Raw genomic sequence first — 23,283 nt, 5'->3', positions numbered from 1 at the left:
GGCAGTCAAAGCCCGGACCAAGGGAGATCATTTTCATGACCTATATTCGCACCTCACATGTCGGCAGCCTGCCCCGCGGCGAAGAACTCACCCCGCTTCTGGTGGCCCGGGATTCCGGCAAGCCCTATGACGCGGAAGAGTTTGACCAGAAGGTCTCGGCCGCAGTCAACCATGTGGTCGAAAAGCAGGTGGAGTGCGGCGTCGACGTCATAAGTGACGGTGAAATGGGCAAGATCGGCTATTCCACCTATATGATCGAGCGCCTGTCCGGTTTCGGCGGCCATGTGGACCGCAAACCGGCGGCCGACCTCGCCGAACATCCGGGCCTCGCCAAAAAGCTCTCGGCCATCATGGGCAGCCAGGAATTTGTCCGGGCCTCCTGTGTCGGTGAAGTCAAGCTCGTGACCCTTGATCCGCTGTGGGAAGACATCCGCCGCTTCAAGGCCGCCCTTGAAAAGCACGGCACACCCAGGACAGAGGCCTTCATGAATGCCGCCTCCCCCGGCCTCATCACCGCCTTCCAGGTCAACCAGTTTTATCCCAGCCACGAGGCGTACCTCGCCGATCTGGCCGATGCCATGCGCGAGGAATATGAAACCATCGTCAATGAAGGTTTTTACCTGCAGCTCGACTGCCCCGACCTCGCCATGTCGCGCCATACCGGCTATCAGGACATGACCGATGAGGAATTCCTCAAGGTGGCGGCGGCCAATGTGGAGGCGCTCAATGCCGCCACCGCCAATATCCCGCCGGAAAAAATCCGCATGCATGTCTGCTGGGGCAATTATGAAGGCCCCCACGACCATGACATTGCCCTCGAGAAAACCATCGATATCATCCTCGGTGCCCGCCCGGCCACCGTCCTGTTCGAAGCCGCCAACCCGCGGCACGAGCATGAATGGAAGGTCTGGGCCGACGCTAAAATTCCCGATTACAAGATCCTCGCCCCCGGTACCATCGACACCTGCTCCAACTATGTGGAGCATCCGGAGCTGATCGCCCAGCGTATCGAGCGCTTTGCCGGCATCGTCGGGCCGGAGCGGGTCATCGCCTCCACCGACTGCGGTTTCGGCACCTTCGCCGGCTACGGCAAGATCGATCCGGAAGTGACCTGGAAAAAACTCCGCGCGCTCAGGCAGGGGGCGGATATCGCGGGGGGACGACTGTAGAGCGGCCCCGTCATTCCCGCCCCTCAGTCGTCATTCCCGACTTCTCCATCGTCACCCCCGTGAAAACGGGGGTCCAGTCCTTATTGATCGTCATTCCTGCGAAAGCAGGAATCTATCTTTCAACAGACGCCATCCTTCGGGGTGGCGTTTTATTAGATACTGACGTAAAAACAGCTTAGAAGTGACCTCACGTCTGGTGCAAAAGCAATTCATTGATTACCTTTGGCCCCAAATAGGTATATAGAGAGTTTGGGTCAGAATCCGCTGTATTCAAATTGCTTGCAATCAGCTGCCCAACAAGAACTTCCCACGGCTTTGTGCTCCCCAAAAGAGCTACGATTATGTTTCTCAGATTTTTAATTTTATTTATTCGCCTCTCAGAAAAGTGCTCTTTAAGGAAAATAAGTTCATCCGTTATATCATGATCAGGATTCAGCTTTATCCATTCCTCAATTTTTCTCAGAAAATCCTCTTCACTTAATCCATGCGAAGTAAGACTTTCTTTCGAAAGCAATAAATTTTCGACGGCATAACAGTTTAAACGCCCCCTTTTCACCAAACCTAGATCATCAATGTGTGCCTGTTCAGAATTGTCAAGATCTCTAATTGAATACGCTCTTGGCTCGTCGTATATAGATGGCAAAAAGTCATTTAACCATTTTTCCCACTTATTCATTTCATCAACGGTTCCTACAACACAGGGGGTCAGCTTTACTTGTCCTTGGCTACTTCTTACAAGCTGATCAAAAATTCGCTTATCGTCCTCCCCCTCAACCAATAGAACAGGTTCTCGATTGAAATGGCTCGACAGTGGATGAGCACCAAAAATAGGTAAAATCTCATGACAAATCGGGTCGTATTTAAAGGAATTAAATTCTGCTTCTTGTCTATCAGAAATTGGTACGATTTGTAGATCTGCATCTCTACTAAATGCGCCAACAATCGCTGTACTATGTGTAGCTAATACAACTCGAAAATCAAACAATCTTGCTGTCTCTTCAACAAATTCGATAAACTTTTGTTGAAGATCAGGATGAAGATGGACATCAGGTTCATCCAAAAGCAAAACCTTGTCCTCTAGACTAGAACGAGAAAACACCAAAACCTCGATACACAATGCTATTAGTTCAGATTCACCGCTTGAAATCTTGTCTTCCGCTATTTTTTGTCCATTATTGTCAAATATTTCAAATCCACGATCAGCTCGTTGCAAGCTTACCTTAGGTAACAAATCATTAATCTTCTTCAATGTCGTATCGAACTTGTAGGATAGATCGTTCCTAAGTTTCTCATTTGCCTCAATCTCGCGTAGGACCATAACCTCCAAGTTTCTAAATTGTGCTGTACTTTGTTGCCTAAATTGCTCTGTACGATTTTTACGTCTATCTTCAATGATCCAGTTTTCATTTCTAAACATGTTGTTATCAACATTTGGATCATATTTTAAAGTTCCACCTCGTTCAGGGGAGATATATTTGGTATTTGTAGCGTGAAATGCATCTATTTCTCTAAGCAACGAACTCTTCCCGGCACCGTTTTTCCCCAAAAGAACAGTGAACCCCGCACCCCAAATAATTTCTAAGGCATTATCAATTTTTGTAGCCATTTAAACCCTCAAGAACATTACCTTGAAACACTGCCGACCAGAAATCGACAGCACGTAACCAACTGTGTTCTATAAATTATTTAGACATCTTTAAATAAGTATACATAACGCAATCCCAACACCAATTATTACTACTTCTTCCCCACTCTTATATCCTATATTCTACTTATAGTTGGACCTTTGCAATAAATTACACACGAAACAAAATATGGAACAAAAATCGAATTATGCAGACAGTCGGCTAATCAATGACTGTATTTACTGTGGCGGGGCGGCGACCACTAGAGAACATGTCCCCTCCCGAGTATTTTTAGATCGTCCTTACCCTAATAATTTACCAGTAGTTGGCGCATGCAAATCATGCAATCAGGGGTTCTCACTAGACGAGCAGTACTTAATCTGCCTTTTCGAAGCTATCATTACTGGTTCCGCAGACCCAAAAAAAATGAGGAGAGAAACTGTTGCAAAAGCTCTAAAAAGATCGCCAGCCTTACGCACACGAATTGAATCCGCGACAAAAATAGATGGCAACAACATCATATTTGACGTTGAAGAAAGCCGAATCAAAAATGTTCTACTCAAAGTAGCAAGAGGTCACGCAGCGTATGAATTAAGCCAGCCTTGCCCACGAGAGCCGACGTACTTTTGGTGGGGCCCTCTAAATATTTTATCAGAGACAGAGCGTGAACAATTTAACATGCCGCATGTGCAACAGATGCTTAGTGAAATTGGCTCGAGAAATATTCAAAGAATGCAAGTTATAGAAATTCTCTTGCAGTCCGAAGATGGAAAGAAAGTTACGCAGGGCCTTGTACTAAATGACTGGATAGACGTCCAAGATGGATACTATCGTTTTCTCGCGATAGACGACATTGGAGGGGTTGTTGTAAGAATGGTTATTTCAGAATATTTCGCTTGCGAAGTTTTATGGAAGGTTTAGTCAAAAAAAACCCTTGCGGACTAGTTGAAAAAGAACAAACTTTTCGCACGTCTGGTAAATGATTCAAATATATGAGAGGAAAATGGTGGGCGGTACAAGGTTCGAACTTGTGACCCCTACGATGTCAACGTAGTGCTCTACCACTGAGCTAACCGCCCCCAAAGGGATGTGAGACGGATTTATACTGATTTCGCGCGCCAACGCAAGCCCTTTGATCAGCTTTTTTTGCATCTCATTGGCTCTTTGGCCCGCCTGCCCGCCCTAATTCGGACATCTCTGTCCCCGATAGTGGAATGTGAAAAAATCTGTTATGATGATGTGTAAACCAAGGGGACCTGTCATGAAGCAAACAGTTCGATTTCTTTTCCTGATGATTGCCACCGCCACCCTCGCCGCCTGTTCCGGCGGGTATAAAAGCGATGTGACCCGTTTTCACAACCTGCCGCGCCCGGCGGGCGAAAGCATCGAGGTCATGGCCGCCAGGGCGGACCGGCAGTCGTCCCTCGAATTCGGGCAATATGCGGAACTGATCGGCGCCCGGCTCGGCACCGTGGGCTATACACCGCCCATCGCCGGACAGGGCACACCGCTGATCGCCTATGTGGATTACGGCCTGCAGCCGGTGGCGGGCGTCACTTACGAGGAAGGTTCCTCCGCCTCCATCGGCATGGGCACCGGCGGCCGCCATACCAGCTTCGGCCTCGGCCTTTCCTTCCCGATCGGCGAAAGCAAGCCGCGCCAGGAGTATGTCTATATCCTGTCCCTGGACATCGTGCGCCGGGGTGACGGGGTCAAGCTTTATGAAGGCAAGAGCACCATCCGCGCCACCGGCAAAACGCTCAATGAGATGATGCCGTTGCTGGCCGATGCCCTGTTTGCCGACTTCCCGGGCCAGAGCGGCACCGCAACCCGGGTCAAGGTGGGGAACTAGCCCCCCGAACCGGATTGACAAAATGCCGGAAAATCGGGTATATATCGCTCAAGGCGCAGGAGGCCTGCCGCTCACGCCCTTTGGGTATGGTGAATTCCTGATCTTCTGACAAGGTTCCATTATTTACGGACCCTGCAGCAAAGTGAGCCCTGTAGATGAGTGTCCATAAAGTAATGGAGACCATGATGACCATGACAATCCCCTCTGCGGACGTCCTGAAACAACAGGCGAGCCGTCTTCGCGACCATCTGGCCGGGAAAAATATCGACATCAGCCACGCCGACGCACTGGAAGCGGTGGCCAAACAATATGGCTGCAAAAACTGGAATGTGCTCAGCGCCATGGCCAAACGGGAAAAGCCCGAAAACTGGCTCGCCATCGGCGACCGGGTCCAGGGCAGCTATCTCGGCAATGCGTTCAGCGGCCAGGTGATCAAACAGAACCTGTGCGACATGGCCAGTGCGCGCAACTATTCGATCCGCTTTGACGAGCCGGTGGATGTGGTGAAATCGGAACATTTTTCCGGCTTTCGCCAGCAAGTGTCCATGACCCTGAACAAGGAAGGCCGAAGCGTCGACCACAAGGGCCGGCCGGACAATATTGCCGAACTCTACGGCTAGATTTATTTTCGGGAAGGCCGGTCGCGGTCTTCCCGCCCCGCACCGATCACATAATTGTTCATGGCATGTTCAGGCAATCGGGGATAGGCTCTGTTGATGTTTCCCTTCTGTGCCCGGAATTTTACCAAGGATTTTTTATGACAGTATGTCTCCCGCGTCCCTTTCCTGTGATTGTTCCCCTGTTTCTGGCTCTGTTATTCTCCGGCTGCAGCGGCGCCACCATAAGCCCCCATGTCAGCCGTTTTCACCAGCTCCCGCCGCCGCACGGAGAAACCCTGACCATCATGGCCCGGGACCCGGCCCTGCAGGACAGCCTGGAGTTCAGTACTTATGCGGACAGGATCGGCCAGAAGCTCACCGAAGTGGGTTACCTGCCGCCCGCGACCAGCAAAAGCGACCTGGTCGCCTATGTTCATTACAGTGTCAATCACCTGAACCGCATTGAAGAGGAACTCAAACCGGTCAGCGGCCATGTCACGGTGGGCGGCGGCAGCCGCGGCACCTTTACCGATGTGGGCATCAATGTGAACCTGGGCGACCGCAAAAAGACGGAAACGGACAGTGTGTTCCGGCTGCGGCTGGAAATCGACCGGGTCAGCGACGGGATGCGCGTCTATGAAGGCACAGCCTCTTTGCGCCGGAAGAACAGCACCCTGAATGAAATGATGCCTTATCTGGTCGAGGCCCTGTTCAAAGATTTCCCCGGCGAAAGCGGCACCGCCGGCAAGGTCAAAGTGGCAAAATAGAACGCAAGGCCCCTGACGCATGATCTCAGGATATAGGAACTGCCTCCAGGATATTCATAGAGGTAGGTGGAAGCTCCATGGTTTTAGTCAGACGGAAACCGCCTTTTTCCAGCAAGCCCTCATATTCCTTCCGGCTGCGTTCCCGGCCGCCGGTCAGGGCCATCATGTTGAGGTCCGCCATCCAGCCGCCGTGCGGTGTAAAGTCATCGGGCACCAGAATCTCGATGATGCACAGGGTCCCGTCCGGCCTGATCGCGGTGCGGATATTTTTCAGGATCTCGATGCACTGGTCATCGTTCCAGTCATGCAGGATCAGTTTCAGCAGATAAAGGTCGCCGTCCGCCGGCACTTCCTCAAAGAAATTCCCGCCGATGCCGCTGAGCCGTTCGTGTCCGCCCCCCTGTACCGTCGGGAAGATAAAAAGATTACCCCACGGGCACGGCCTCAAGGATGGTCATGTTCGGCGGCGCAGGCGTTGCCTTGGTCAAGGTGAACCCGGCTTCTGCAAGAAGGGTTTCATATTCGCAACGAGTGCGTTCCCGCCCGCCAGTCACCGCCATCATATTGAAATCCAGTAGCCAGCCCACATGGGGCGAATGATCGTCCGGCAGCACCATCTCCATGATGCAGAGCCGGCCGCCCGGCGCCATGGCGGCGCGGATATTCTTCAGGATTTTCACATTCTGTTCGTCGGTCCAGTCATGGAGAATGAATTTCAGCAGATAAAGATCGCCGCCGACCGGCACCTCCTGGAAAAAATCACCGCCCTGGGCCTTGATCCTGTCGGTATGACCGAAAGTTTCCGACGCCCGTTCCGCCACCTCCGGAAGGTCGAAAATAACCCCTTCCCGGTCCGGATAGCGCTCCAGAATGCGGGACAGCAGCGTGCCGTGGCTACCGCCGATATCTACCAGCTTGTTGAAGGGCGGAAAATCATAGGCCGCCACCGCCGCATCAATGGGGCCGGTAAAATCGCTCATGGCCTGGGCGAACAAGGCCCCTCGCTCCGGGTTTTCGCCGTAAAATTCGAAGGCCGGCTGATCGTAATGGGCCATAAAGCCGCTGGTCGGCGCCGTCAAAGCTGCATCAATCCGGCCAAAGGCGTCATAATGTTCCAGGCCGAAGACGGAATCCACAAAGGCGCGCAGCGATTGCGGGCCGTCGCTGGTCAGGCAGGCGGAGGTTTCCGTGGAGGCAAATTTGCCCGTCGGCAGGACCCGAAAGACCCCGAAGGCCGCCATGATCCGCATTAACCTGAGCAGACGGTCCGGCAACAGGCCGGTTTTATCCGCCAGCTCTTCAACTGTAATTCCCTCTTCCGGCACATGATCGGCAATCTTGAAATGGGCGACCGCCCAGACCGCGCGCGACATCCACAGGCCGGAGGCCATCTGCAAAACCATCTCAGCCGGATTGCTACCCTGTTCCATTTATTTGCTCCCCTTTTTAAAGGTGCCAATATGCCACAAAAGCCCGGGGGCGGCAATTAAGCCGTCTGTTCCTTGGTCTTCAGGAAGCGGATGTCGGGATAGTCCTCTTTCGCCTTGTCCAGGCGCCAGGCATTGCGGGCCAGGAACACCGGCGAACCGTTATGGTCCTCGGCCATGTTGGCCCGGTTGGCGTCGATGAACTGCTTGAGCTTGTGCCGGTCGTCGCTTTCCACCCACACCGCGGTATAGAGCGAGGTGGTTTCAAACCGGCAGGGCACATCATATTCGGTGCGAATGCGATCAGCCATCACCTCGAATTGCAACATGCCGACAACGCCCACATACCATTCGGAACCGAGGGTCGGCTTGAACACCCGGGCGGCGCCCTCTTCCGCCAGCTGCTGCAGGGCACGGGCCAGATGCTTGGCCTTCATAGGATCTTCCGGCCGCACGGTCTGGATATATTCCGGGGCAAAGCTCGGGATCCCGGTAAAGCTCAGGGGATCGCCCTCGGTCAGGCCGTCGCCGATGCGCAGGTTACCGTGGTTGGGAATGCCGATGATGTCACCGGGCCAGGCTTCTTCGGCCAGTTCCCGGTCCTGGGCCAGGAACAACACCGGGTTATGCAGGTTGACGATCTTGCCGGTGCGGGAATGTTTCAGCTTCATACCGCGCTTGAATTTACCGCTGACCAGCCGGAAAAAGGCAATGCGGTCCCGGTGTTTGGGGTCCATGTTGGCCTGGATCTTGAAAACGAACCCCGTGACCCTGGGATCAAGCGGGTCAATGCCGCCCTTTTCCACCGTGTTATAGACACCCGGCCGGGGCGCGCGTTCACCGATCCCTTCCAGAAGCTCACGCACCCCGAAGTTATTGATGGCGGAACCGAAATAAACCGGCGTCAGAGTGCCGTCCAGATAGGCCTGCTCGTCAAAGGGCGGGCAAAGTTCGCGCACCATCTCGATATCTTCTCGCAGTTTTTCCAGCTGATAGTCGGGGATATAATCGGCCAGTTTGGGATCGTTGATGCCCTCGCAGACAATGCCCTCGTCCGGCTTGTCACCCTTGTTTTTTTCGATCAGGATCAGCTTGTCGTTGATCAGGTCATAACAGCCTTTGAAATCCCGGCCCATGCCGATCGGCCAGGTCGCCGGGGTCACATCCAGGGCCAGTTCCTGTTCGATCAGATCGAGAAGCTCAAACGGATCGAGGCTTTCCCGGTCCAGTTTGTTGATGAACGTCGTCACCGGCATATCGCGCAGACGGCAAACCTCGAACAGCTTGCGGGTCTGTCCCTCGATGCCCTTGGCGCCGTCCAGCACCATGATGGCGCTGTCAACGGCGGTCAGCACCCGGTAGGTATCTTCCGAGAAGTCTTCATGCCCGGGCGTGTCCAGCAGGTTGAACATATGCCCGGAATATTCAAAAGACATGACGGAAGAGGCCACGGAAATACCCCGCTCCTGCTCCACCTTCATCCAGTCGGACCGGGCCCGCCGGCGGTCCCCACGCGCCTTCACCTCACCGGCCATCTGAATGGCACCGCCGAACAGCAGCAGCTTTTCAGTAAGCGTGGTCTTCCCCGCATCAGGGTGGGAGATAATGGCGAAGGTGCGCCGCCGGTTTACTTCATTTTCAAGGGTTGTCATGGGTCTTTACAATTTCATCTCTGTACGGGCCGGAATTTAGGGATTTGCCCCCCATAAGTACAGAAGAAAATATTTTTCCGCCAAAACATGCTATACTTCGGCTTGCAGTGATCGCGTGCAAATACCGGAATTCAAATCCCAGGGGGGACAAGATGCCGTTTGATCAGATCCCGGATGAAGTTGAAGAAGGCCTGGACGAGCTCGCCGCTTATCTGGGGCAACAGATTCCACCCAAAAAGATGGAGCAGAACCTGCTCATCGCCACCTGGAACATCCGGGCGTTCAGCTCACTTACCCGCAAATGGCTGGCCGGGGACAATGACAGCCCGAAACGGGATTACTGGGGCCTCAGCATCATTACTGAAATCATCTCCCGCTTTGATGTCATCGCCGTCCAGGAAATCAAGGGCGACCTCAGGGCCTTGCGCACCATGATGAAGGCGCTTGGTCCGGACTGGGGCTTTCTGATGACCGATATTACCCTCGGCGATGCGGGCAACAACGAACGGCTTGGGTTTATCTATGATACCAGACGGGTCACGCCTTCCGGCCTCGCCGCCGAACTTGTAATACCGGAAGACTGGCAGGAAGAAGAAAATATCGCCCCGGACGCGCTAAAGCGGCAGTTTGCCCGTACTCCCTATGCGGTCAGCTTCCGGGCCGGCAGCGAAACCTTTATCCTGGTCACCCTGCATGTGGATTACGGCGACAATGCCGATGACCGGGTTCCGGAACTCAGGGGTATCGCAAAATGGATGAAGGACTGGGCCAACCGGACCAACCGCTGGCACCATAATCTGATTGTTCTGGGCGATTTCAATATCGACCGGGCCGGCGACAAACTGTGGCAGGCCTTCACCTCCACCGGCCTGACCGTCCCTGATGAACTGATGCATGTGCCGAAATCCATTTTCGCCGATCCTGACGAACCGCAGAATGAAAAATTCTATGATCAGGTTGCCTGGTTCACCACCGGCAACAAACAGAAACTGCATATGACCTACAAAACCGGCGGGTATGTGGATTTTGTGCCTTTCAGCTACCAGAACAAGGACCTGGACCGGAATGCCATTTCCTACCGGGTGTCAGACCATTATCCGCTATGGACGGAGTTTGAACTTTAGTTACCCCATATAGCTCGGGGCGGGGCCTTGTTCAGGCTCCGCCCCGTCCCCTCCCGGATGTCAGTTTGTTATTTGACAAACCGGTACACAAACCTGTCCGTCCTGCCGCGGATAGTTTCATCCCACATGGGTTTGGTCCCATTATCGTCAGGGTTCCGGAGGATATCAGATTCACCGTCGAAAGTAAAACCCGCAGCCGTGATTTCACGCATGGCAATGGCCGGGTCAATCCGGTGCAGCGTATCGCCGCTGGTGGACGGTGTACCCGCCGGCGCCACATGGTCAACCACCGCCAGCACGCCGCCGGGCTTGAGGGCCTTTTTAAACTTGGCCAGAAGCATCTTTGAATCGATGGCCGGCCAGTTTTCCGCTACATGGTAGAAATCATGGAAACTGAGAATCAGAAACACCGCATCCAGGCTGTTGTCCTTGAGATCCAGGTCAGCCACTTCCACATTCAGCGGCACCACATTGGACATGCGGCCCGGAACCGCCAGTTTCTGCCCCAGCTCATCCTTGGTATAGGCGATATAACCTGCGTTATTCTGGGCGATAACCTTGCCCTCTGGTCCCACTACACCGGACAGGATTTCCGTGTAATATCCACCACCGGCAAACATATCCAGAACCGTCATACCCGGCGTGATGCCGAAAAAGGAAATAATCTGCGCGGGCTTACGATTGATATCCCGCTGGCGGTCATCTTCACTGCGCTGGGTATTTTCGACAGCACAGCTGATCACGTCACATTTAAGGTCCGCCGCATATAAAAATGCCGGCAACAGCATCACCATTACCGACAAAATCAGGATTTTATAAATTGTCCGACTAGACTTCATTTTGCCCTCCCCTTTTCAAGATCATTCTATCTTTGAGTATCCGGCGGAGAAAACCCGCTATTCAGCAACAGATAATATCGAGGCAAATGAACTGCCGTTCCGATATCCTATTCCAGTTCAAACTGGGCCAGGGCGCTTTCGGCTTCTTCGCTGCCGTTGCGCACGGCTTCACTCAGCCACCATTTGGCCAGACGGCGATTTTGCTCCACCCCTTCCCCGAGGGCATACATCAGACCGGTCACAAGCTGGGCATCCCGCAGGCCGCTCTGGGCCAGAGGAAGGCACACAGAATGGGCCATATCAAATTCTGAATTGATAAAGGCCTCCAGACAGCGCACTTCGTCAGCCGGATCAGCAGCACGGGCCATCTCCATGGGGACATTGCTGCGGGTTGCTGCAGAAAGCGGCGCTGAAACAAAAACACTGCACATCAGCAGTGACACGGACAAAAGAATTTTCTTAGACATTTTCGTTCCCTATGAACTAATTATAATTTTAATTATTCTGTTAACGATTTGTACTTTTGCAAATCCCGGGCCAGTTTCCCGTTTTTATTAGTTATCAGCATCTTAGATCAATTTCAAAAAGAGTCCTAATATAATTTATGGTTAATATTATGAAAAACTTTACAGTGTCGTCAAAATTTGTCCCAAAACGGGACTCAAGCTAAAATCCCTAGCTTTCTGCGGAAAACGGGCTTTTATGCTATACTACCCTTACCAGATGCGCCATGTCAGTTCGGGCGGCAAATGCACCATTTTCTCAGCAGGAGCTCCGTCGTGAAACTATATTACAATCCCCTGTCGACCTATTCCCAGAAGGTTCTAATTGCCTTTTATGAGAAAGGGTTAAGTTTTGAACCTTTTATCGTTGACCTCAGAAACAAGGCTGCAAAACAGTCTTATCTGAAGATTAATCCGCTGGGAAAAATCCCGCTTCTGATCACCGAACAGAACCGCGCCATTCCCGAGTCGAGCATTATCATTGAATATCTGGATATGAATTACTTGACCGGCGCGACCCTGCTTCCGAGGGATTCTGAAATGTCCCGGCAGGCCCGCCTGAAAGACAGAATGTATGATCTCTATCTCAACAATCCGGTGGTGAATTTACTGTTTGAAAACATGAAACCAAAAGACCGGCAGGACCCCTGCCTGATGGTCAGGGAACGGGAAACTCTGAATATCATGTATGACAGACTGAATGACGACCTCAGCAATCATAGCTGGACCAACGGGGAAGAATTCAGCATCGCCGACTGTGCGGCTGCGCCAGCCCTGTTTTACGGGCAACGGGTGCACCCCTTCTCAAAATACCCGGCGATCAAGGCCTATTTTTCGAGACTGATGGGTCGAACCTCCCTGCAAAAGGTACTGGGCGAAGCGGAGCCTCTGGTGAAAAACTTCCTCAAATAGACCTCGTGTTATCCAGGCCAAATCTATTTGATCCGTTTGTAGCTGATGACCCAGAGATCTTTCCATTCATTTCCCAGATCCTCGCTTTTCTGCCAGCGCCAGGTCAGTGAGTCTTTTTTAATATCCGTAAACAACATCCGCAGAAGTACACCGGGTTTCTTGACGGACTGCCTGGTCTGGAAAACAAATTCATCACCCAGGTCCTGGCCGTAAAAATCAAAAAATCCGCCCTGGTTATCCATCCAGGTCTGACGCCATTGCTGTTCCCGGCTGTCAAAGATGGAGATACTCATGCCTTTAAAATGCTGGCCGGATATCACCCCGCCATCGAACTGCTCCTGAATGACACAATTGTCCAGGGAACGGCTGATGACATTGGTGCCCTCCCCGGCCTGATCGCCGGAGCCCCAGCTCACCTTCCAGGTGCCGACCCAGAAATCCAGTCGCCGGTATTCTTCAGAGGCGCAGTAGGCCTGGGCCTCCTGTGCCAGAAGGGCTTGCGAGGAGAAAAAAAATATCACCGGCAGTATAATCGCAAATACAGATTTTACCCACATCATATTTCTCCCAAAACAAAGGTGTTATTTGTAACGGACCACCCTGACGAATGAGGTCTTTCCCGGAATAAGCATCTTGTAGGAACCCATAGCCGCTTTCTTGATCTCGACACTAAATTCCCCGTCCGGGAAGCGGACACGCTGGGAATCTTTCTGCATCCAGATCTGGCCGTTCTCGAGATAGACCGCAAATTGTTTATTGGGGGACCAGGCAACCTTTACTACTTTGGAGGAGATGGACTGAATATCCGACTGTGTCTGCTCTGCTTCGGATTTTTCGACGCGCTCGACACCGAAATTCTGCTCCCGGGAACTTACCTGCGGAGCAACTGCGGCAGGTGCCGCCTGTGCGGGTGCCGTTTCGGATGGGTCAGACACCCCGATCACGTCATAACAGGTCAGCCGGTCCATATCTCCGGTGATAGTCCTGCATTTTTCAATTTTCTGCTGCAAAGTCAGATCAGACGCCTGCACTGAAGAAACGCCTGTACAGATTAAAGATATGGCGGTTGCCGCCATTACCGAAAGAGCTTTCATTCCTATCCCCTTGTATAAAGACTAGACCCCCTTTTACGGGGTTTCCTCTAGTCCTGATTATGCTTAAGGATAAACTCTTTTACTTTTGGTGCAATGTGGTTTTTCCATTTACGGCCGTTAAAGATGCCGTAATGACCGACAGATTTCTGTTCATAATGCTGCTTCATTTCTTTGGGCAGGCCGGTACAGATATTCTGGGCGGCTTTCGTCTGACCGATACCCGAGATATCATCCAGTTCACCCTCAACCGTCATAAGAGCGGTCTTGGTGATCGCTTCACACTTGACCGGGCGCCCGCGGGAAACCAATTTTCCTCTGGGCAGGGAATGTCTTTTAAAGACCTCGCGAATGGTCTGCAGATAGAATTCCGCCGGCAGATCCATCACTGCCAGATATTCCTCGTAAAACATCCTGGTCTTGTCGGCACTTTCATCATCACCTTCCACAAGGTGGTCAAACATCTTGCGGTGTGCACCGATATGGTCTTCCAGGTTCATATTCATAAAGGCTGAGAGCTGCAGAAACCCCGGATAAACCTTGCGCATCGTGCCGATATTTGGCCAGGGTACGGTGTGAATCGCATGGCGTTCGAACCAGTCCATTGATCGTTTGTAGCTGAGCTCATTGACCACAGTCGGACTTTTGCGGGTATCAATCGGGCCACCCATCAGGGTCATGCTTGCCGGCACACAGGGATTATCCTCCGCCGACATAATGGCGGCCGCCGCCAGTACAGGCACCGAAGGCTGGCAAACCGCCAGCACATGTGTATTTGGCCCCAGAAACTCCAGGAACTCGATCACATAATCGATATAGTCATCCAGATCAAAAGAGCCCTCATAAAGGGCAATGTTCCGGCTGTCCTGCCAGTCGGTGATATAGACATCATGATCCGGCAGCATGGCCTCAACTGTCCCCCTGAGAAGAGTAGCATAATGCCCGGAAAGGGGAGCCACAATCAGCAGACGGGGATCGTTGTTGACATCCGCAGATCGCTCAAAATGCTTCAGATGGCAGAATGTCTTGCGCATCACATCATGCTCGATCACTTCGATGGGAATCTCGTCGATCAGAGTGGTGTCCAGACCGAATTTCGGTTTGCCGTAACGGCGGGTCAGAAGTTCCATCACATCGCAGGCTGCGACGATCTGTTTGGCGCCCGGCATATATGAAAGGGGATTCATGGGATTTTCAAGACTCTGCTGCGTCAGATCAACCATATATCTCGCAGGCGCGAACAATGTGTGTTGGAACTCGTACATCTGATACAACATAATACTAATCCGTACCTTTCCCTGAAAGATTTTCTACAATACTGGCCCTTAAAACGGCTTTAGATACCGTTATTTGGATGTATTTTCATCCTGTATAATGTTAGCCTAGCATATGTGTAAATATAGACCAAAGGTTATTTGCGGTGCAGCATTTTTTATGCCAGAGTCCGCAAACTTACCTTTATAAGGGTCTCATGAACAGGTTAACGGGAGTTTAAAATGGGCAAGATCATGCAACCGGATGTCTTAAAAGGAAAAAATGCCGTCATCACCGGCTCGACGAGCGGTATCGGCCTCGGCATGGCACGGGCACTGGCCGACTCAGGGGCAAATGTAATGATCAACGGCCTTGGTGATGCCGGTGAAATAGAAGCCACGCGGGCCGCCATTCAAAGCGATTATGCAGTAACCGCCCTCTATGACGGCGCCAACATGATGAACGGCGACGAAATCACTGCCATGGTGCGGCGGGCCGAAGCGGAACTCGGCAGCGTGGATATCCTGATCAATAATGCCGGCATCCAGTTTGTCTCCGCCATTGACGAATTTCCCGCAGACAAATGGGAAGCCATTATTTCCATCAACATGGTGTCCAATTTCCATGCCATCAAGGCCGCCCTTCCCGGCATGAAAGCCCGCAACCAGGGCCGGATCATTAACCTGGCCAGCGCCCACGGGCTTGTCGCCTCCCCCTTCAAGTCGGCCTATGTCGCGGCCAAACACGGCGTACTCGGCCTGACCAAATCGGTGGCGCTGGAGATTGCCGAAACAGGCATTACCTGCAACGCCATCTGTCCCGGCTATGTACGCACCCCTCTGGTCGACGGCCAGATCAGAGACCAGGCCAAGGCCCACAATATGAGCGAGGAACAGGTCATCCGGGACGTGATTCTGGCTGCCCAGCCCAATAAACGCTTTGTCGAGGTTGAAGAACTGGGACAGCTTGCCGTCTTTCTGTGCACTGACGCCGCCCAGAGCTTCAATGGCGCAAGTCTGCCTGTGGAAGGCGGCTGGACGGCCCGTTAATAAGATCGGCTATCCAGTAAGAAGTTGCATCTTGTGAAGTGAAAATGATAACCTTGGTGATTATAGCATATCACCAAGGGATTATTATGAGCAGGTTTCACAGGAATAAAAAGAAGGCGCCTCAGAACCGCGAAAAAAAGACCATCTGGCTGCTGATCATCGCCGCCGCCATTCTGGTTATTATTCTGGCAATGGTCTAAAAATATTTCCCGTCACAACAGCCTGAAAAGTTCTTTCCCCTTACGAAACGGCGACTGATCCGCCTCCAGCACCAGCCGGTCGCCGGCCTTTTTCAATCCTTCGGTGCCGTATTTTTCCCGTACCATATCCTTGAGCCAGCTTTGCCCCTGTTCCCGGCGGCTTCTGTCAAGTTCACCAGTCTCGCGCAGCCAGACCGCATGGTTGTCCACCGCAGTGACAAGCTCTGCGAGTCCCTCGCCACTATCGGCGCTGAGCTTCAGGACCGGCACCTGCCAGCCGTCATGGCCGGCGTCGGAAAGACCAAGAGCACCGGAAACATCGGCTTTGGCCCGCTCCGCCTTCGCGCCCGTATCCGCCTTTGTCACCACCATGATATGGGGGATTTCCATAATACCGGCCTTCATGAACTGCAGGCTGTCGCCGGAACCGGGCTGGATGCAGAAGACCACCGTATCGGCCACCGACGCCACATCGGTTTCAGACTGGCCGACACCCACGGTTTCCACCAGGACAATGTCATAGACTGCCCGCATCAGGGTCATGGCCGGCGCCGTCAGGCCGGCCAGACCGCCAAGTCGGCTGCGCGCCGCCATGGAACGGATAAAGATACCTTCATCTTCCGGATCGGTGACCAGACGGGTGCGGTCGCCAAGAAGAGCGCCGCCGGTCTTGCGGCTGCTGGGATCGACAGCAATAACACCAACGGTTTTTCCGGCCTTGCGCCAGTTTGCAATCAGGGCGCTGATCAGGGTGGATTTTCCGACGCCGGGCGGACCGGTCAGTCCGAGCACATGTCCATGAGGATGGCGCCAGGCCTGATCCAGCAGGGTGATCACACGGTCATCATCGGGGGAATGTTCGATAGCAGCCAGGGCCCGGGCCATGGCGGCTTTGCCGCCAGCCCTGAGCTCTTCGATGGTCTGGGGAAATGAGGCTGATTTATTCATTAAACCCCCGGAATCTGTGAGTGATCAGGCTTCTTTTACTTCCCAATCATAGGTCAGTTTGGCGGCCTTGGCCAGCGTCAGCGAAGCGGAACAATATTTGGTCATGGACAGCTCCACCGCCCGCTTGACAGACGCCTCCTTGAGGTCCTTGCCGCTGACGACGAAATGCATATGAATATCCGTATAGACCTTGGGCATTTCCTCGGCACGGGTACCAGAGACCTGACAGACACAATCCACCAGTTCCTGACGGCCTTTCTGCAGGATCATGACAACGTCGATACTGGCGCAGCCACCGGCCCCCATCAGCAGAAGATCCATGGGGCTGTGGCCGAGGCCAAGTCCGCCATTGGCCTTGCCGGCATCCATGGTCAGGGTATTGCCGGAGGCGGCCTCGCCGATAAAGGTCATTTTACCGGCCCAGGAGACTGTGACTTCCTTTTTCATCGGGCTTATGCCTTTTCTTTGAGCGCAGCCTGGGCGGCAGCCAGACGGGCAATCGGCACCCGGTAAGGGGAACAGGACACATAGTCCAGACCGACGCCGTGGCAGAATTCCACAGACGCCGGATCACCGCCATGTTCACCGCAGATCCCCAGCTTGATGTTACTGCGTGTCGCCCGGCCGCGTTCAGCGGCGATCTTCACCAGTTCGCCGACGCCTTCCTGGTCGATGGTGACAAAGGGATCCTGTTCAAAGATACCGGCCCGGATGTAATCATCCAGGAAGTGGGCGCTGTCGTCACGGCTGATGCCGTAGGTGGTCTGGGTCAGGTCGTTGGTGCCGAAGCTGAAGAATTCCGCTTCATGGGCAATCTCACCGGCCTGCAGGGCAGCCCGCGGCAGTTCGATCATGGTGCCGACCATATAGTCCAGCTTGGCGCCGGAGCTGGCAATAATGCCGTCCGCCACGGCGCAGACCTTGGCTTTCAGGATTTCCAGTTCCTTGCGGCTGCCGACCAGCGGGATCATGATTTCCGGCACCACCGGCTGACCGCTGTCTTTGGCTACCTGCAGGGCGGCCTCGATGATGGCGCGGGCCTGCATCTCGTAAATTTCCGGGTAGGAAATACCAAGACGGCAGCCGCGATGGCCAAGCATCGGGTTGAATTCATGCAGCTCTTCCGCCCGGATTTTCAGATCAGCCACAGACACGCCGGTCACGGCGGCCACATCGGCAAAATCATCTTCTTCCTGGGGCAGGAATTCATGCAGCGGCGGGTCCAGCAGACGCACGGTCACCGGCAGGCCCTGCATGATGGTGAACAGTTCGACAAAATCCGCTTTCTGGTACGGCAGGATCTTGTCCAGCGCGGCCCGGCGGCCGGCTTCATTTTCCGCCAGGATCATCTGGCGCACGGAAATGATACGGTCGGCATCAAAGAACATATGCTCGGTCCGGCACAGACCGATACCTTCAGCCCCGAATTCACGGGCGGTTTTCGCATCCAGCGGGGTTTCCGCATTGGTCCGCACCTTCAGGCGACGGTTGGCGTCGGCCCACTCCATCAGGATACCGAAATCACCGGAAAGTTCCGGCTGCACCGTATCCACGGCGCCGAACATCACTTCGCCGGTGCTGCCGTCGATGGTGATGGTTTCATGCAGTTTTACCTCGCGACCGGCAACCCGGATCACACCCTCGGCCTGGTTGATATGCAGATGGCCGGCGCCGGAAACGCAGGGACGGCCCATGCCGCGGGCGACCACAGCCGCATGTGACGTCATGCCGCCGCGGGAGGTCAGGATACCTTTCGCCGCATGCATGCCGTGAATGTCCTCGGGACTGGTTTCCACCCGGACCAGGATCACATCCTTGCCCTGCTTGGCCAGTTCCTCTGCCTCATCGGCGGTAAAGACAACGATACCGCAGGCCGCGCCCGGAGAGGCCGGCAGGCCGGTGGTCAGAACGTCACGCACCGCATCGGGGTCAAGGGTCGGGTGCAAAAGCTGGTCCAGCGCAGCAGGTTCCACCCGCAGCACGGCTTCCTGTTCATTGATCACACCGTCGCGGGCCATATCGACGGCAATTTTCAACGCTGCTTTCGCGGTTCTTTTGCCGGAACGGGTCTGCAGGATCCACAGTTTACCCTTCTGGACGGTGAACTCGATGTCCTGCATGTCGCGATAGTGAGCTTCCAGCTTGCGAAACACATCGGCCAGTTCATTATAAACGCCGTTCATGCTTTCTTCCATGGACGGTTTGTCGGAACCGGCGGCTTCGCGGGACACTTTGGTCAGGTTCTGCGGGGTCCGTATACCGGCTACCACATCCTCGCCCTGGGCGTTGATCAGATATTCACCGTAAAAGGCGTTTTCGCCGGTGGACGGATCACGGGTAAAGGCCACGCCGGTGGCGGAGGTTTCCCCCATGTTGCCAAACACCATGGACTGAACGTTGACCGCAGTCCCCCAGTTTTCGGGAATATTATGCAGGCGGCGGTAGGTCTTGGCCCGCTCGATCTGCCAGGACCCGAACACGGCGTTGACCGCGCCCCAGAGCTGTTCGTTGACATCCTGCGGGAACGGCTTGCCGAGCTCTTCCTCGGCTTTTTTCTTGAAGGCCTCGGCCAGGGATTTCCAGTCGGATGCATCCAGTTCCGTATCCAGGATATAGCCGTTTTCTTCCTTGTGGATTTCCAGCAGTTCCTCGAACAGGTAATGGTCAACACCCAGCACCACATCGGAATACATCTGGATAAAACGGCGATAACTGTCATAGGCGAAACGTTCATCTCCGGCCTGTTTCGCCAGTCCCTGCACGGTCACATCATTGAGGCCCAGGTTGAGGACCGTGTCCATCATGCCGGGCATGGAAACCCGGGCGCCGGAACGAACGGAGACCAGCAGCGGATTTTGCGCATCGCCGAATTTGGCCCCAACAGTCTTTTCAACCGCTTTCAGGGCATCCTCCACCTGACCGGCCAGGTCTTCCGGATAATTCCGGTTATTCTCGTAAAATGCAGTACATACTTCGGTGGTAATGGTAAAGCCCGGCGGCACCGGAAGTCCCAGATTTGACATTTCCGCAAGGTTGGCGCCCTTCCCTCCGAGGAGGTTCTTCATGGAGGCTTCGCCTTCCGCTTTTCCGTCACCGAATGTATAGACCCATTTCGTCATCATCATTAACCTTCAATGTTTGAAAAATCCGCGACCAGATTCATGGTCTGCCGGATCTGCGACAGAATCCGCAACCGGTTCTCCCGCTCTCCCGAATTTTCGCTGTTGACTGTTACTTCATCGAAGAAAGCATCAATAGGCCGACGCAATGTGGCAAGCTGCGTCATGGCCTCTTCGAATTGTTCCGCGTCAACAGCGGCTTTGACCGCCCCGGACACCTGTCCGAGACAATTGAATAATTCCGTTTCTTCCGTCTGGGTGCCCGCAGTGGGCGCGCCGTCGTGGGAAACGCCGTCTTTCTTTTCCTCGATCTTGACGATATTCACCGCCCGCTTGTACCCGGCCAGCAGGTTGGTCCCATCCTCGGTCTCAAGGAAATTCTTTAACGCATCAACCCTTGCCAAAAGCCTAACGAGATCATCTTCCGCCCGACCTTTTTCATCCTTGAGGGCAAAAACGGCGGAAATCAGGTCGTGGCGGACCCCTTCCTCACGCAGATGCACCTTGAGACGATCGGCAAAGAAGTCCATAATTCTCGGAGGAACAGCTTCACGTGGTTTTTCATCAGTTACAAAATCTTGCGCCTTGAGGTTGCTCCACTGACCTGACAGATCCATAACCTCGAACAAACTCAAACGAAGCTTGTTCTCCACAATTAAACGAATAACTCCAAGTGCTGCACGACGTAATGCAAACGGGTCTTTTGAACCTGTTGGTATTTCACCGATCATAAAGAAGCCGATTAGTGTATCCAGTTTTTCTGCCAGAGCTACTGCGACGCTCACCAATTCGGACGGACATTCATCGCTTGGACCTTTAGGTGAATAATGTGCTGCAATAGCATTAGCTACCTCAGAATTTTCGTCCAATGCCTCAGCATAATATTTACCCATCAATCCCTGAAGCTCAGGGAATTCACCGACCATACCGCTGACCAGATCAGCCTTACAGAGTGCAGCCGCACGCGCAGCCTCTTCTTTATCCGCATCAATAGCTTTCGCAATCCATGCTGAATGATTCACAAGGCGAGAAACACGATCACCAACATTGCCCAATTTTTCGTGAAAAACGATATCACGCAATTTATTGTTAAGAACCTCAAAACCACCTTCGCGGATTGTTTTCAGGTCCTGGTCCCAGAAGAATTTGGTATCGGCCAGACGGGCACGCAGCACCCGCTGGTTGCCGTCGATAATTTTGGCGCCATGATCGTCTGTCTTCATGTTAGAGACGAAGACGAATTTATTGGCGAGCTTGCCCGCGCCGTCGACAAGGGAGAAATATTTCTGGTGACTGCGCATGGCGCTGGTCAGCGCCTCCTGCGGCACATCGAGGAATGCTTTGTCAAACTCACCCATCAGGATGACCGGATATTCGGCAAGGCCCGCCACTTCGTCCACAAGCGCCGGATCGTCGAGCAGCTCAAGCCCGGCGCTTTCGGCCAGGGCTTTTGCTTCAAACAGGATTTTTTCCTTGCGGACGTCAGTATCCAGCACCACAAAGGCCTGGCCCAGCCTGTCCCGATAATCGGCAAAGGACGAAACCTCGAAAACCTCCGGCGCCAGAAAGCGATGGCCGCGTGTCGTGTTACTGCTTGTCAGCCCATCACCCAGATCAAAGCCGACCACGGCGCCATCCAGCAGACACAGCACGCTGTGCAGCGGACGCACCCAGCGCAATGATCCTGTGCCCCAGCGCTGGGACTTGGGCCAGGGGAATGTGCGGATCAGGTCCGGCAGGAATTCGGCGATAACATCGCTTGCCGCCCGGCCTTTCTTCTCGATCACCGCATAAAGGAAGGTGCCTTTTTTCTCTTCGCGGACCTCGACCTGGTCGCGGGTCACACCGGCGCCCTTGAGGAATCCTTCAATGGCCTTTTCCGGCGCATCGGCGCGCGGGCCTCGGCGTTCTTCGGACACGTCCGGCTGTTCGCTGGCCAGTCCCTCGATATGCAGGGTCAGGCGGCGCACGGTCACATAGGCGGTGGCCTTGTCATAGGAAAGGCTTGCTTCATCCAGTTTAGCGGTGACCAGACGTTTCAGGTCACCGGCCGCCTTCTGCTGCATGCGGGCGGGAATTTCCTCGGAAAACAGTTCAAGCAGAAAGTCAGCCATTATGCCTCTCCCTCGCCGATGGATTTGAGGTAAGCCTCGCAACAAGCCTTGGCCAAAGCGCGCACCCGGCCGATATAGGCCTGGCGTTCGGTCACGCTGATCACGCCGCGCGCATCCAGCAGGTTAAACACATGGCTGGCCTTGATGCACTGATCGTAAGCCGGCAACGGATAATATTTACCGTCTTCCACACCCTGACGCAGGATATCGGCGCATTCCTTTTCCGCATCCGCAAAATGGCTGAACAGCATTTCCGTATTGGCAATTTCAAAATTATAGGCGGAAAATTCCTTTTCGCTCTGCAGGAACACATCGCCGTATTTGACGCCCCCCTCAGATTCCGGCAGCCCGTTCCAGTCCAGATCGTAAACATTGTCCACACCCTGGATATACATGGCCAGGCGCTCGAGCCCGTAGGTCAGTTCGCCCATCACCGGCTTGCAGTCAAACCCGCCGACCTGCTGAAAGTAAGTAAACTGGCTCACTTCCATGCCATCACACCAGACTTCCCAGCCCAGCCCCCAGGCGCCGAGTGTCGGGCTTTCCCAGTCATCCTCGACAAAGCGGATGTCATGCTCCATGGCGTCAATGCCAAGAACCTTCAGGCTGTCGAGGTAAAGCTGCTGGATGTTTTCCGGCGACGGCTTAAGAGCCACCTGAAACTGGTAATAATGCTGCAACCGGTTCGGGTTTTCCCCATAGCGGCCGTCTGTCGGACGGCGGCAGGGCTGTACGTAAGCGGCCTTCCAGGGCTTGGAGCCCAGTGAACGCAGGGTGGTCGCGGACTGAAAGGTTCCTGCCCCCATCTCCAGGTCATAGGGCTGCAGAACCACGCAGCCCTGATCGGCCCAGTATTTCTGAAGTTTCAGTATCAAATACTGAAAGGCGGTTTCCTTGCGGTCCGCCGCGTCTTGCGCTGAGGCAGTCATCAACCGTTACGTTCCCTGTGTTACGCAATTGCGAAATTACCCGCGGAAACTACCGAGCCACCCGGCCCTCGTCAAGAATTGAATCGGTATTTAACAGTTACCAATGTCCC

Annotated in this window: 22 protein-coding genes and 1 tRNA gene; 8 read left to right on the top strand and 15 right to left on the bottom strand. The window is 53.9% G+C overall.

Going from position 1 to position 23,283, the window contains the following annotated elements; translation table 11 throughout:
* The first annotated feature begins 35 nt into the window (after positions 1-35).
* Positions 36-1,169: a cobalamin-independent methionine synthase II family protein gene (locus ACORNT_RS08730; protein ID WP_321389258.1), complete on the top strand. Its 1,134-nt coding sequence runs from the start codon at positions 36-38 to the stop codon at positions 1,167-1,169.
* Positions 1,170-1,356: 187 nt separating this feature from the next.
* On the opposite strand, the gene ACORNT_RS08725 is transcribed toward ACORNT_RS08730, so the two are convergent.
* Positions 1,357-2,775 carry an AAA family ATPase gene (locus ACORNT_RS08725; RefSeq protein WP_321389256.1) on the bottom strand — a complete coding sequence of 473 codons (1,419 nt, stop codon included), beginning with the start codon at positions 2,773-2,775 and terminating at the stop codon, positions 1,357-1,359.
* A 208-nt stretch (positions 2,776-2,983) separates the two neighbouring features.
* Here ACORNT_RS08725 and ACORNT_RS08720 point away from each other — a divergent pair, with 208 nt between their 5' ends.
* Positions 2,984-3,715: a hypothetical protein gene (locus ACORNT_RS08720; RefSeq protein WP_321389255.1), complete on the top strand. Its 732-nt coding sequence runs from the start codon at positions 2,984-2,986 to the stop codon at positions 3,713-3,715.
* An 83-nt stretch (positions 3,716-3,798) separates the two neighbouring features.
* Here ACORNT_RS08720 and ACORNT_RS08715 read toward each other — a convergent pair.
* Positions 3,799-3,873: transfer RNA gene (locus tag ACORNT_RS08715), tRNA-Val, on the bottom strand.
* A gap of 182 nt (positions 3,874-4,055) precedes the next feature.
* Between ACORNT_RS08715 and ACORNT_RS08710 the strand changes: the two genes are divergently transcribed.
* The 3 genes from ACORNT_RS08710 to ACORNT_RS08700 all read left to right on the top strand — a co-directional run bounded on the left by ACORNT_RS08710 (position 4,056) and on the right by ACORNT_RS08700 (position 6,012).
* Positions 4,056-4,646, top strand: coding sequence for a DUF4136 domain-containing protein (locus ACORNT_RS08710; RefSeq protein ID WP_321389253.1), 591 nt, complete (start codon positions 4,056-4,058; stop codon positions 4,644-4,646).
* A gap of 155 nt (positions 4,647-4,801) precedes the next feature.
* Positions 4,802-5,266 carry a glyoxalase superfamily protein gene (locus tag ACORNT_RS08705; RefSeq protein ID WP_321389251.1) on the top strand — a complete coding sequence of 155 codons (465 nt, stop codon included), beginning with the start codon at positions 4,802-4,804 and terminating at the stop codon, positions 5,264-5,266.
* Between the two features lie 137 nt (positions 5,267-5,403).
* Entirely contained in the window at positions 5,404-6,012 is a 609-nt protein-coding gene (locus tag ACORNT_RS08700) for a DUF4136 domain-containing protein (protein WP_321389249.1), read from the top strand.
* A gap of 25 nt (positions 6,013-6,037) precedes the next feature.
* Here the strand turns inward: ACORNT_RS08700 and ACORNT_RS08695 are convergent, their stop codons facing one another.
* Genes ACORNT_RS08695 through ACORNT_RS08685 form a run of 3 tightly spaced genes read right to left on the bottom strand, consistent with a single transcriptional unit; the run spans position 6,038 to position 9,091 of the window.
* Positions 6,038-6,460, bottom strand: a complete 423-nt coding sequence (locus ACORNT_RS08695) for a methyltransferase (RefSeq protein WP_321389248.1) — start codon at positions 6,458-6,460, stop codon at positions 6,038-6,040.
* Positions 6,438-7,442: a methyltransferase gene (locus ACORNT_RS08690; protein WP_321389246.1), complete on the bottom strand. Its 1,005-nt coding sequence runs from the start codon at positions 7,440-7,442 to the stop codon at positions 6,438-6,440. The genes ACORNT_RS08695 and ACORNT_RS08690 overlap by 23 nt, the downstream gene beginning before the upstream one ends.
* A gap of 56 nt (positions 7,443-7,498) precedes the next feature.
* Positions 7,499-9,091, bottom strand: coding sequence for a peptide chain release factor 3 (locus ACORNT_RS08685; protein ID WP_321389244.1), 1,593 nt, complete (start codon positions 9,089-9,091; stop codon positions 7,499-7,501).
* 152 nt (positions 9,092-9,243) lie between these two features.
* On the opposite strand from ACORNT_RS08685, the gene ACORNT_RS08680 reads away from it, so the two are divergent.
* Complete coding sequence (locus ACORNT_RS08680) at positions 9,244-10,215, top strand: endonuclease/exonuclease/phosphatase family protein (protein ID WP_321389243.1); 972 nt, start codon at positions 9,244-9,246, stop codon at positions 10,213-10,215.
* A gap of 68 nt (positions 10,216-10,283) precedes the next feature.
* Here ACORNT_RS08680 and ACORNT_RS08675 read toward each other — a convergent pair whose 3' ends face one another.
* Together ACORNT_RS08675 and ACORNT_RS08670 are read right to left on the bottom strand one after the other, a co-directional pair.
* Positions 10,284-11,054, bottom strand: coding sequence for a class I SAM-dependent methyltransferase (locus ACORNT_RS08675; RefSeq protein ID WP_321389242.1), 771 nt, complete (start codon positions 11,052-11,054; stop codon positions 10,284-10,286).
* Positions 11,055-11,161: 107 nt separating this feature from the next.
* Positions 11,162-11,521: a hypothetical protein gene (locus tag ACORNT_RS08670; RefSeq protein WP_321389240.1), complete on the bottom strand. Its 360-nt coding sequence runs from the start codon at positions 11,519-11,521 to the stop codon at positions 11,162-11,164.
* Positions 11,522-11,833: 312 nt separating this feature from the next.
* On the opposite strand from ACORNT_RS08670, the gene ACORNT_RS08665 reads away from it, so the two are divergent.
* Entirely contained in the window at positions 11,834-12,469 is a 636-nt protein-coding gene (locus ACORNT_RS08665) for a glutathione S-transferase family protein (RefSeq protein WP_321389238.1), read from the top strand.
* 23 nt (positions 12,470-12,492) lie between these two features.
* On the opposite strand, the gene ACORNT_RS08660 is transcribed toward ACORNT_RS08665, so the two are convergent.
* From ACORNT_RS08660 to ACORNT_RS08650, 3 genes are read right to left on the bottom strand one after another with little or no spacing between them, the layout of a single operon-like run.
* On the bottom strand, positions 12,493-13,029 hold the full coding sequence (locus tag ACORNT_RS08660) for a hypothetical protein (protein WP_321389237.1): 537 nt from the start codon (positions 13,027-13,029) through the stop codon (positions 12,493-12,495).
* A gap of 21 nt (positions 13,030-13,050) precedes the next feature.
* Positions 13,051-13,563, bottom strand: coding sequence for a hypothetical protein (locus ACORNT_RS08655; protein ID WP_321389235.1), 513 nt, complete (start codon positions 13,561-13,563; stop codon positions 13,051-13,053).
* Between the two features lie 47 nt (positions 13,564-13,610).
* Positions 13,611-14,825 (bottom strand): polyhydroxyalkanoate depolymerase, encoded by a 1,215-nt coding sequence (locus tag ACORNT_RS08650; RefSeq protein ID WP_321398054.1) that lies wholly within the window; start codon positions 14,823-14,825, stop codon positions 13,611-13,613.
* Positions 14,826-15,056: 231 nt separating this feature from the next.
* Here ACORNT_RS08650 and ACORNT_RS08645 point away from each other — a divergent pair, with 231 nt between their 5' ends.
* Positions 15,057-15,863, top strand: coding sequence for a 3-hydroxybutyrate dehydrogenase (locus ACORNT_RS08645; protein WP_321389233.1), 807 nt, complete (start codon positions 15,057-15,059; stop codon positions 15,861-15,863).
* A gap of 212 nt (positions 15,864-16,075) precedes the next feature.
* Here ACORNT_RS08645 and meaB read toward each other — a convergent pair whose 3' ends face one another.
* Genes meaB through ACORNT_RS08620 form a run of 5 tightly spaced genes read right to left on the bottom strand, consistent with a single transcriptional unit; the run spans position 16,076 to position 23,173 of the window.
* Positions 16,076-17,011 (bottom strand): methylmalonyl Co-A mutase-associated GTPase MeaB, encoded by a 936-nt coding sequence (gene meaB, locus ACORNT_RS08640; protein ID WP_321389231.1) that lies wholly within the window; start codon positions 17,009-17,011, stop codon positions 16,076-16,078.
* A gap of 24 nt (positions 17,012-17,035) precedes the next feature.
* Positions 17,036-17,458: an OsmC family protein gene (locus ACORNT_RS08635; RefSeq protein ID WP_321389229.1), complete on the bottom strand. Its 423-nt coding sequence runs from the start codon at positions 17,456-17,458 to the stop codon at positions 17,036-17,038.
* Between the two features lie 5 nt (positions 17,459-17,463).
* A complete protein-coding gene (gene ppdK / locus ACORNT_RS08630; RefSeq protein ID WP_420717558.1) occupies positions 17,464-20,130 on the bottom strand; it encodes a pyruvate, phosphate dikinase in 2,667 nt (888 codons plus the stop codon).
* A gap of 5 nt (positions 20,131-20,135) precedes the next feature.
* Positions 20,136-22,244, bottom strand: coding sequence for a glycine--tRNA ligase subunit beta (glyS, locus tag ACORNT_RS08625; RefSeq protein WP_321389225.1), 2,109 nt, complete (start codon positions 22,242-22,244; stop codon positions 20,136-20,138).
* Positions 22,244-23,173, bottom strand: coding sequence for a glycine--tRNA ligase subunit alpha (locus ACORNT_RS08620; RefSeq protein WP_321389224.1), 930 nt, complete (start codon positions 23,171-23,173; stop codon positions 22,244-22,246). Before ACORNT_RS08620 ends, glyS begins: the two co-directional genes overlap by 1 nt.
* Between the last annotated feature and the right edge of the window lie 110 nt (positions 23,174-23,283).

It is taken from the genome of Emcibacter sp., assembly GCF_963675455.1.
GTDB lineage: Bacteria > Pseudomonadota > Alphaproteobacteria > Sphingomonadales > Emcibacteraceae > Emcibacter.
This window is presented reverse-complemented; position numbering and strand designations above follow the sequence as displayed.